9 protein-coding genes and 1 pseudogene are annotated in these 9491 nt (G+C 61.3%); 5 read left to right on the top strand and 5 right to left on the bottom strand.

All coding sequences use genetic code 11. The annotated features are described in order from the left end of the window. Positions 1–300: 300 nt before the first annotated feature. Together AC07Y2_RS27580 and AC07Y2_RS27575 are read right to left on the bottom strand one after the other, a co-directional pair. Positions 301–1056, bottom strand: a complete 756-nt coding sequence (locus AC07Y2_RS27580; protein WP_372240814.1) for a methyl-accepting chemotaxis protein — start codon at positions 1054–1056, stop codon at positions 301–303. A 102-nt stretch (positions 1057–1158) separates the two neighbouring features. Then, positions 1159–1305: pseudogene (locus AC07Y2_RS27575) on the bottom strand (HAMP domain-containing protein); the annotation flags it as partial. Between the two features lie 1457 nt (positions 1306–2762). Here AC07Y2_RS27575 and AC07Y2_RS27570 point away from each other — a divergent pair. Together AC07Y2_RS27570 and ctpM are read left to right on the top strand one after the other, a co-directional pair. Then, entirely contained in the window at positions 2763–4079 is a 1317-nt protein-coding gene (locus AC07Y2_RS27570; RefSeq protein ID WP_039770253.1) for a Na+/H+ antiporter family protein, read from the top strand. 212 nt (positions 4080–4291) lie between these two features. Continuing rightward, positions 4292–5974, top strand: a complete 1683-nt coding sequence (gene ctpM / locus AC07Y2_RS27565) for a methyl-accepting chemotaxis protein CtpM (RefSeq protein WP_103387345.1) — start codon at positions 4292–4294, stop codon at positions 5972–5974. 210 nt (positions 5975–6184) lie between these two features. On the opposite strand, the gene AC07Y2_RS27560 is transcribed toward ctpM, so the two are convergent. Beyond that, a complete protein-coding gene (locus AC07Y2_RS27560; protein ID WP_103387344.1) occupies positions 6185–7120 on the bottom strand; it encodes a LysR family transcriptional regulator in 936 nt (311 codons plus the stop codon). Positions 7121–7231: 111 nt separating this feature from the next. Between AC07Y2_RS27560 and AC07Y2_RS27555 the strand changes: the two genes are divergently transcribed. From AC07Y2_RS27555 to AC07Y2_RS27545, 3 genes are all read left to right on the top strand, one after another. After that, a complete protein-coding gene (locus tag AC07Y2_RS27555; RefSeq protein WP_039770247.1) occupies positions 7232–7720 on the top strand; it encodes a DMT family transporter in 489 nt (162 codons plus the stop codon). Next, positions 7721–8179: a DMT family transporter gene (locus AC07Y2_RS27550; protein WP_170844903.1), complete on the top strand. Its 459-nt coding sequence runs from the start codon at positions 7721–7723 to the stop codon at positions 8177–8179. It begins immediately after the preceding gene. A 498-nt stretch (positions 8180–8677) separates the two neighbouring features. Further along, the gene (locus AC07Y2_RS27545; RefSeq protein ID WP_074689145.1) at positions 8678–8845 is read left to right on the top strand and encodes a metallothionein; all 168 of its coding nucleotides are present in this window, start codon (positions 8678–8680) and stop codon (positions 8843–8845) included. 24 nt (positions 8846–8869) lie between these two features. On the opposite strand, the gene AC07Y2_RS27540 is transcribed toward AC07Y2_RS27545, so the two are convergent. Continuing rightward, positions 8870–9142 (bottom strand): hypothetical protein, encoded by a 273-nt coding sequence (locus AC07Y2_RS27540; protein WP_085667477.1) that lies wholly within the window; start codon positions 9140–9142, stop codon positions 8870–8872. Between the two features lie 39 nt (positions 9143–9181). After that, the gene (locus AC07Y2_RS27535; RefSeq protein ID WP_064597962.1) at positions 9182–9409 is read right to left on the bottom strand and encodes a DUF6555 family protein; all 228 of its coding nucleotides are present in this window, start codon (positions 9407–9409) and stop codon (positions 9182–9184) included. Positions 9410–9491 lie beyond the last annotated feature (82 nt).

The following is a 9491-nucleotide window of genomic DNA, read 5'->3' as shown; positions in this document are numbered from 1 at the left end:
GTTTTGGTGTTGGGCGAAAGCGAGTGGGGTGGGTTGAAGGTGGAGATTCAGTTGCCTCGGCGGTGAGCTTCAAGAGCCCCCTCATCGGAACGCCGCCCGCCTAACCCTCTCCCGGAGGGAGAGGGGACTGACCGAGGTGTTCTTTCGAGTTACGCCGACCTGATCTATCGAGTTGAACTCAGGTTTTGACAACGACGGAGATCGGCTCCCTTTCCCCCTCGCCCCCTTGGGGGCGGTCCGACGTTTCGGGAGGGCTGGGGTGAGGGGGGCGATTTAACTGACCCCCCCCACATTCAAGAATCAAACCCGAAACTGATCCATCAAACTCTGCTGCTGATTCGCCAGACTATTGAGCGACTGGCTCACCCGCGCCGATTCATTCGCCTGCCCCGACAGCGACTCCGTCACATCACGAATCGTCGCCACGTTGTTGTTGATCTCTTCAGCCACCGCGCTCTGTTCCTCGGCGGCGCTGGCGATCTGCAGGTTCATGTCGCTGATCACCGTCACCGCATCGCCGATCTGGCGCAGCGCCGTCACGGCCTGGCCGACCTGTTCGACGCTGCCCTGGGCCTGGCGATGGCTGTTGCCCATCGAGCCGACCACATCCTGGGTGCCGGTCTGCAATTGCTCGATGACCTGGCGGGTTTCTTCCACCGACTCTTGAGTGCGGCGGGCGAGGTTGCGTACTTCATCGGCTACTACCGCAAAACCGCGACCTGCTTCACCGGCACGGGCGGCTTCGATGGCGGCGTTGAGGGCCAGCAGGTTGGTCTGCTCGGCGATGGCGCGGATGGTTTCCAGCACGGTTCCGATCTTCTCGCTGTTGGCGGCCAGGCCTTCGACCTGCACCATCGCTGCGCTCATGTCGGCGGCGAGGGTGTCGATGCTGGCGGTGGTGCGGTCGATCACGGACAGGCCCTGACGGGTGGCGCGGTCGGCATCCTTGGCCGCTTCGGCGGCTTGGGCGGCACTGCGGGCCACGTCCTGGGCGGTGGCGCTCATTTCGTGGGACGCGGTGGCGACCTGATCGACCTGACGGTATTGCTGCTCCATGCCGGCGCTGGTCTGAGTGGCGATGGCCGAAGACTGGTCGGCGGTGTTGCGCGCGTCCTGCACCGAGCGCTTCACCTCGGCGATGATCGGTTGCAGCTTGTCGAGGAAGCGGTTGAACCAGCCAGCCAGTTGACCGAGTTCGTCCTTCTTGTCATAGGCCAGACGCCGGGTCAGGTCGCCTTCGCCGCTGGCGATGTCTTCCAGCATGTGCGCCACGCCGAGGATCGGTTTGGTCACGCTGCGCGCCATCAGCCACACCAGCAGCAGGCCGATCAGCGCCGCGAGCACGCCGAGGCTCAGTTCGATCAGGGTGCCTGAAGTGTTGCTGGCATCGAGTTGCTGCTTGAGTGCTTCGGCGCGACTGACCAGAACCTTTTCCGGCACATCGAGCAGCACGCCCCAGGACGGGCCGCCGGGAATCGGCTGGAACGGCGACAGCACTTTCAGTTGCGCGTTGCTGTGCAGGCTGCTGACGGTGTTGCTCGAGGCGAGCAGACGCAGCAGTTCGGCGCCGCTGGTGGTGTCCACGGCATCCAGGCGCTGGCTGAGTTTATTGGCGTCCGGGCTGTAACCGGCGAGCAGGCCGGCGGGGCTGACGATGCTCACGGCGGTCTGGCCGTCGTAGAGCTTTTTGCTGGCGCTCTGGCTGATCGCTTGCAGGCTGTTGAGGTTGATGTCCACCGACAGCGAGGCGATGACTTTGCCGTTGACCATCAGCGGGAACACGATGCTGGTCATCAGCACCTTTTGCCCGTCGATCACATAGAAATAGGGTTCGATCACGCATGGCTTGAGCGTGGTGCGCGGGCAGGTGAACCAGGCGTTGGCGGCCTGACCGCTGGGACCGGTGCTGGTGTCGGTCATGTCGCTTTCCGGCAGGGCCATCGAGGTCACCTTGCCCGGGGTCGGCTGCGACCAGTACAGGGCGAAGCGGCCCTTGTCGTTGCTGCCTAATTCACCTTGTCCGGCAAATAGCTCGTCCTTGCCGTCCAGTGCGTTGGCTTCGAACACCAGCGACAGGCCGAGCAGATCCGGATTGGCCTGCAAGGCCGATTTCACCTGACGGGTCATGTCCTCGCGCAGGTCGAAGGCATCGAGGAAGCGCTTCTCGGCCTGCTCCCGCAGGAACAGCACCTGCCGCGAGAAACCGTGGCCATATTGATAGGCGTCCATGAACTGCTGGCGAATGCCCGCCGCCTGAACTTCACCCTGGGATTCGATGCGGGCCTGGGCCGACTCGGTGAGCATTTCCATGCTCGAAGCTTTCACCAGTTCGGAACTGTGCTCCATGCGATACAGCGAAAGACCCACCAACAGGGTCACGATACCGGCCAGGCAGAGCCCGGCGAGCAGGGTGATTTTCCATTGGATGGAAAGTTGTCTGAGTGACATGGAAACGTCCTTATTCGATAAATATCTGAGACTTTGCACTGTAACGGCCGCGTTTCGGCTTTCTTTATGGCGTAAATGCAATAGGGCGAATTGACGCATGTTGTGGCGGATATGCCTTGTTCAGCGGATTGATCATGGAAAGTTGCACAGTGTTGCGACCAGTCGCTTTGACACTGCGCCCGCGCTGCGGCACAGTGCGCGCCCTTCTAATAAGACCCTCTATGCAAATCCGCTGGCGGCCCTCGTGGCTTGTCGGCCGGACTCATCCTGTCTGGCGGTGAATGGCTTTACCGTCGTGTTTTCGAGGTAGTGAAATGAATGCAGTGATTGCTGCGGTCGGCGTCATGCTGATCCTCAGCCTGTCCCGGGTGCATGTGGTGATCGCATTGATCGTCGGTGCGCTGGTTGGTGGCCTGACCGGTGGTCTGGGCATCGACGCCACGCTCAAGGCTTTCAACAGTGGCCTGGGTGGCGGGGCGACGGTGGCGTTGTCCTACGCGTTGCTCGGCGCTTTCGCCGTGGCGATTGCCAAGTCCGGACTGGCCCATGCGCTGGCCGACAAGGCTCTGGCGATGGTTGATCGCCAGCATGCGACCGGTGGCGGCAGCGTCAAATGGCTGCTGATCGGCCTGCTGTGGGTGGTGGCGATCGCTTCGCAGAACATCCTGCCGATTCACATCGCGTTCATTCCGCTGCTGGTGCCGCCGCTTCTTTATGTACTGACCAAGCTGCAACTGGACCGCCGGTTGATCGCCTGCGTCATGACCTTCGGCCTGATCACGCCGTACATGTTCCTGCCGGTGGGCTTCGGCAACATTTTCCTTAATGAAATCCTGCTGGCCAACGTTGCCCGCAGTGGCGTTGACATCAGCGGGATCAACGTCACCCATGCCATGGGGATTCCGGCGCTGGGCATGCTGGCAGGGCTGGGTATCGCCTTTATCAGTTATCGCAAGAAGCGCGTCTACGACCTGGGAAAAATCGAGCAGGTCGAGCAGGTGGCGGTGCAGTACAACCCGCGCAGTCTGTTGATCGCCGGTGTCGCCATTGCCGCAGCCTTCATTATTCAGTTGCTGCTGGATTCGATGATTATCGGGGCGCTGGCCGGTTTCCTGATCTTTTCGGCGTCGGGCATCGTCAAATGGCGCGAGACGGATGACTTGTTCACCGAAGGCATGAAGATGATGGCGATGATCGGCTTCATCATGATCGCCGCTTCCGGATTCGCCGAAGTGATGAAGGCCACCGGCGAGGTGCAGACGCTGGTCGAGTCGTCGGCGTCGTGGATCAACCACAGCAAAGGCATCGGTGCGTTGCTGATGCTGCTGGTCGGGCTGCTGGTAACCATGGGCATCGGCTCTTCGTTTTCCACGGTGCCGATCCTCGCGGCGATTTTTGTGCCGCTGTGCGTGCAACTGGGTTTCAGCCCGATGGCGATTGTCTGCATCGTCGGTACGGCCGGCGCGTTGGGCGATGCCGGTTCTCCCGCGTCGGACTCGACGCTTGGTCCGACCTCCGGGCTGAACATCGACGGCCAGCATCACCACATCTGGGATACCGTGGTTCCGACCTTCCTGCATTACAACCTGCCGCTGCTGGCGTTTGGCTGGGTGGCTGCGATGGTCCTGTAACAATCCACTCTGATCGTTCCCACGTCGAGGCGTCGAACCGTCCGCGTGGGAATGCAGTCCGGGACGCTCCGCGTCCCAAAGCGTGACGCAGAGCGTCACAAGAGGCATTCCCACGCAGAGCGTGGGAACGATCTGAGGTAAACCTCAACTTTTGGTTACGCGTGCCGTTAAAGCCTTTAACCACGCCAATAAAACCAAAAGAGTGAGCCCCCATGCGCCTGAGTCTCAAGGCTAAAGTCCTGTCCCTTGCCGTCCTTCCGGTCTTGCTCTTTGCGCTGGTGATCAGCCTGACCACGCTGTTCATCCTTCAGGAACAGGCGCGCAATGAAGTCCAGCAGACCCGCGAACGCTTGCTCGGCGACGCCAAAGCCACGCTGGCCAGCTACGTCGCCGTGGCCATGACCACGATCAAACCGTTGTACGACGCTGCCGCTCCCGGCGACGCCGATGCGCGGGCGCAAGCGATCAAACTGCTGTCGAGCATCAAGTACGGCAAGGACGGCTACTTCTTCGGCTACGACTCCGAGACCGTGCGCCTGTTCAAGGCCAACGACCCCGAAGGCGTGGGCAAAAGCTTCAAGGACAACCGCGACCCGAACGGCGTCTACGTCAACCGCGACCTGGTGAAAGTGGCGAAGGACGGCTCCCACTACCTGCAATACAGCTCGCCGCTGCCGGGCAACGCGAAAGTGCTGGTGCCGAAACTCGGCTACACCGAATACCTGGCGAAGTGGGACATGGCGGTGGGTACGTCGGTCAACCTCGATGGCATCGAAGCGCAAGTGGCGGTGGTCGAGGCCAAGGTGCAGGAGCGCATGCAGGGCGTGGTGCTGAGTATCGTCGGCGTGGCGGTGGTGGTACTGCTGGTGATCGCGGCGGCGGGGATGCTGCTGGCCAACACCATTCTGCGACCGCTGACCCTGATGAAAGCCAACCTCGATGACATCGCGGCGGGCGAGGGTGACCTGACCCGGCGTCTGACCATCACCAGCCAGGACGAACTCGGTGAACTGGCGGGCTCGTTCAACCGTTTCGTCGACAAGATCCACGGCCTGGTGCGGCAGATCACCGAAATGACCTCGCAACTGACCGGGCTGGTGACGCAAGTGTCGGATCAGGCCCAGCGCTCCGATCAGGCCATGGAGCGTCAGCGTCACGAAACCGATCAGGTCGCCACGGCGATCAACGAAATGTCTGCGGCCGCGCAAGAAGTCGCCAAGAGCGCGCAGAACGCCGCCGTCGCCGCGCAGCAGACCGACGAAGAAGGCCAGACCGCCAAGCGCGTGGTGGCCGGCAGCATCAAGCAGATTCATGCGCTGGTGGACGATATCCGCAGCAGCGGCGTGTCCCTCGACAGCCTGCAACAGGACGTATCGTCGATTGTCGGCGTGCTCGGGGTGATTCGCTCGATCGCCGAACAGACCAACCTGCTGGCGCTCAACGCCGCGATCGAAGCAGCCCGGGCGGGCGAGGCCGGGCGCGGGTTTGCGGTGGTGGCGGATGAAGTGCGGGCGCTGGCTTCGCGCACGCAGATCAGCACTCAGGAAATTCAGGGGATGATTGATCGCTTGCAGGCGGGAACGCAGTCGGCGGTCGAGGCCATGCGTCGTTCCAGCGAGGCGGGTGACGGTACTTCGGCGCAGGCCAATCAGGCCGGGGCCTCGCTTGATGCCATGGCGGATCTGATTGCGACCATCAACTCGATGAACGCGCAGATCGCCAGTGCGGCGGAAGAGCAGACGGCGGTGGCCGAAGAGATCAACCGCAGCGTGCATCAGATTGCGGTGGCGGTGGATAACGTGGCGGATGAGACACAGTTGGGGGCGCAGACTTCGCGGAGTCTGGCTGATTTGGGGCAGCGGCTTGGGAAATTGGTTGGGCAGTTCCGGATCTGACCCCCAAAGGCCCCCTTACCCTAACCCTCTCCCGGAGGGAGAGGGGACTGACCGCAGTGTCTTGCGTCATACATCGACCTGAAAAATCGTGTCGATTATGGATTCACAGCCGATCGCTCATGTCGGCGTATCTCTCGAATATCCCCCGTTCGGTTCCCTCTCCCTCCGGGAGAGGGCTAGGGTGAGGGCCGGCTTTTGACTTTGGCGAGTTCAGGGTCTGTCCCAGTAGGGAACCTCCCCAAAACACTCAACAAAGAAATCAATCACCGTCCGCACCTTCACCGACAACCGCCGGCTCCCCGGCCATAGCACCGAAATCTGCTGCGGCTCGACACTGTTCGAAACCTGATAATCCCCCAGCACCGGCACCAGCGTGCCCTCACGCACCGCCTCGCCGATCAGCCATGACGGAAACATCACCAGCCCCAGCCCTTGAACAGCGGCCTGGGTCAACGTGTCCGCGTGGTTGCCGGTGATCGGGCCCTTGACTGCATACGGCGTCCACTCGCTTTGATCCTGCCGGAAGAACCAGCGCTGCAGGCCGGTCGCGCCCTTGTAGGCCAGGCACTGGTGGCAGGCGAGGTCTGCGGGCTGCTGTGGCGTGCCGAAGCGCTTGAGATACGCCGGACTTGCCGCGACCTGAAAGCGGTGCGGCGCGAGGATCCGCGCCTGCATGCTTGAGTCGTGCAGCGGGCCGATGCGGAACAGCAGGTCGGCGCCTTCCTGCAACGGATCGATGTAGTGGTCGGTCTGCTGGATGTCCAGTTGCAGCTTCGGATAGCGCTCGCACAAACGGCCCAGCCACGGCGTCAGGTGGCGCTGACCAAACACCACCGGGGCGTTGATCCGCACCAGGCCGGTCGGTTCGCTTTGCTGTTCCTGCAAGGCCTGTTCGGCTTCTTCCAGTTGCACCAGCACCAGCCGCGCGTGGTGGCCGAGCATGCGCCCGGCTTCGGTCGGCGTGACCGCGCGGGTGTGGCGGTAGAGCAGTTGCTGGTTCAGCGCCTGTTCCATCAACTGGATCTGCCGGGAAATCGACGAGGGCGCCACGCCCTCGCGGCGGGCGACTTCGGAAAAACTGCCGTGGTCGAGCACCGCCACAAACAGCCTTAGCGCTTTGAATCCCAGTTCGTTGAGCCCGTGCATCGTGTGTCCTGCTGTGCGAGTTACGCAAAAGTGTTGTCCGGATGCTCCCATTTATCGCACAGCTGCGCCAGCCGATAATCCGCGCCATCGTTTCCTTCAGAGGTTTTTCAGATGCAGTCGTTTGATGAAGTGAGTGCCGCGCCGGCCCCGGTAGCGCGGCCAGGTTTGCGTTTGTTGCTGTTGCCGTTGGTGATTCTGGCTGGCATGGGGTTGTCGGTGGAGGCGGGGTTGCTGGGGCCGTTGGGTGAGCAGGTCGGGCATTTGTGGGCGACCTTGAGCATCTTCGGGGTGGGCTCGGCGATTCTGTTTTTGCTGTTGTTGTTTGCGGGGCCGCAGAAGGGGCCGGCGCTGACGGATCTGCCGCGCTGGCAGTTGATCGGCGGGTTTCTGGGGCCGATGTATGTGGTGGTGTTGACGCTGGCCACGCCGCATATCGGGATTGCGATGACGATGATTGCGATTCTGTCGGGGCAGGTCGGCAAGAGTGTGCTGATTGACCATTTCGGGTGGTTTGGGGCTACGCGCAAGAAGGTCAATGCTGAGCGGTGGCTGGCGTTGGGGTTGATTGTGGCGGCTTTGGTTTTGATTGCGCGGGGGTGAATGATGAGTCTGGTTATTTTGTTGGCGGTGGTGGTGTTGGCGGGTGCGGTGTTGAGTGTTCAGGCGGCGATCAATGGGCGGTTGGGGGAGACCGTTGGGGTTCTGCGCAGCAGTTTGTTGACGTTTGTCGTCGGCGCTGTTTCTACGGGGTTGTTGATTTTGTTTTTTGAGCCTGCTCAGGCGGTGAGTTTGCTGGAGGTGCCGAAGTGGCAGCTTAGCGGTGCTCTGTTTGGGGTGGTTTACATGATGGTCATGGTTGGTGCGGTGCCGCGCGTTGGTGCGGCTGTGGCGACGGTGGCGGTGATTGTCGGGCAGCTTGGGATGGGGATGTTGATCGACAATTTTGGCTGGTTGGGGAATCCCGCTATTGAGCTGTCTTCTAGTCGAGTTTTGGCGATGGTTTGTCTCGGGTTGGCGCTGGTTTTCATGTATCGCAGTAGCGTGCGGCAGGCTGTTTGAACTTGGCGGCCTTTGGGCCGACCAGGTTCTCGGATTATTGAGTACATATCCGTTTCTTCGGGTGCGGCCGCTGGCGGTTTCGCTCTTACAGCGAGTCACTTTGGCAAACGCCGGAATGCCGGCCCAGCCCAAAGTAACCAAAGGTCTGGGCCCCGGCGTTCGGCCCCTCGCTGGGGCTCGGGGTTCCTTCGTTACGGGATTCATCCGGGGGCATCGCCTCCGGTTTGCTTCGCTGCACCTCCTCTCGATGTGTTCGACTTCGTCGAACGGCGCTACGCGCCCACCCCCGGATAAATCCCTCCACTCAGCCTGCCGATGGGGCCGGCACGTCAAAAGCGGTACTCGAGCTAACGCTCATCGTTGTGACTGGTGACTGGTGACTGGTGACTGGTGAGTGGTGTGGGGTGGGGTGGGAGGTTAGGTGGTTTTCACGTTCTACACTGGTAGCACGGCTTGTTCTTTCGGCCTCAGACAACCACCACCAGAGGAGTCTGTTTCATGGCAGATAGAAAATGCGATTGTCCGGGATGTCGTTGCACGATCAAGGAGGGTGAACATTCTTATGTGGCGCACGGTAAGCATTATTGCTGTGAGGCTTGTGCGCATCATCACAAGAGTGGTGAGGAGTGTTCGGGCAAGGGGTGTCAGTGTGCGCATCCCAAGTAATCTCGGGTATTGAAAAGGTGGAGCCTAATCAGGCTCCACTTCCAGTTTCAGGCTGTCGTCGTCCAGGCGTTCGGTATGGCGGACGTTGCCGTGCAGGCGGCGGCCTCCGACGTTGACGACGATGGTTTTGGCCTTTTCAAGGTCTTCCGGCAAGGGGGCCGGGACGCGCAGGGCGAAGCGGTAGGGGTCGTTTTCGACGGGTTCCAGGCCAACCGGGCAGTCGACGCTTTTGGTGATGCGACCGAACAGGGTGTCCAGGCCGTAGTCCAGATGCGCCGGGCTGTTGATGGTTGTCATGTGTAGTCCCCCCGAAAGTGTCCCCGCCTTCGCGCAAGCTTAGCTCGCCGGTCGCCATGTAACGTTTTCCACGCCGAATTTTTCTGCCATCGGCTTGCTGGTCTTTTGCACTTTCTCCCGGCCGAAACGCGGGATGCGGCCGACCCCCGCGTCGCAGCTTGCCCAGTGCCACGCCTCGGTGTTGTCCATTTTGTCCGAGCGGATAATGAACGACTTTGGCGTGCCGTGAAGGGTGTAATCGATGACGTACAGTTTTGCGTTGTTCATAAAGCCCATCTTCCTCCCTGTGGTAATAGAAGGATCGCTGGGCTGCGGGAAAATTCACTCGGATTGTCCGACGGTATCTATC

The sequence above is a fragment of the Pseudomonas sp. GW456-12-1-14-TSB6 genome, assembly GCF_059424205.1.
Note: the sequence above shows the minus strand (reverse complement) of the source record. Positions and strands in the feature narration are given on the sequence as shown.

What these genes read in the sequence shown, in the direction of transcription:
- AC07Y2_RS27580 (WP_372240814.1), bottom strand. Translation starts at nt 1,056, where the DNA reads ATGGAGCAGCAATACCGTCAGGTCGATCAGGTCGCCACCGCGTCCCAC.
- AC07Y2_RS27570 (WP_039770253.1), top strand. Translation starts at nt 2,763, where the DNA reads ATGAATGCAGTGATTGCTGCGGTCGGCGTCATGCTGATCCTCAGCCTG.
- ctpM (WP_103387345.1), top strand. Translation starts at nt 4,292, where the DNA reads ATGCGCCTGAGTCTCAAGGCTAAAGTCCTGTCCCTTGCCGTCCTTCCG.
- AC07Y2_RS27560 (WP_103387344.1), bottom strand. Translation starts at nt 7,120, where the DNA reads ATGCACGGGCTCAACGAACTGGGATTCAAAGCGCTAAGGCTGTTTGTG.
- AC07Y2_RS27555 (WP_039770247.1), top strand. Translation starts at nt 7,232, where the DNA reads ATGCAGTCGTTTGATGAAGTGAGTGCCGCGCCGGCCCCGGTAGCGCGG.
- AC07Y2_RS27550 (WP_170844903.1), top strand. Translation starts at nt 7,721, where the DNA reads ATGATGAGTCTGGTTATTTTGTTGGCGGTGGTGGTGTTGGCGGGTGCG.
- AC07Y2_RS27545 (WP_074689145.1), top strand. Translation starts at nt 8,678, where the DNA reads ATGGCAGATAGAAAATGCGATTGTCCGGGATGTCGTTGCACGATCAAG.
- AC07Y2_RS27540 (WP_085667477.1), bottom strand. Translation starts at nt 9,142, where the DNA reads ATGACAACCATCAACAGCCCGGCGCATCTGGACTACGGCCTGGACACC.
- AC07Y2_RS27535 (WP_064597962.1), bottom strand. Translation starts at nt 9,409, where the DNA reads ATGAACAACGCAAAACTGTACGTCATCGATTACACCCTTCACGGCACG.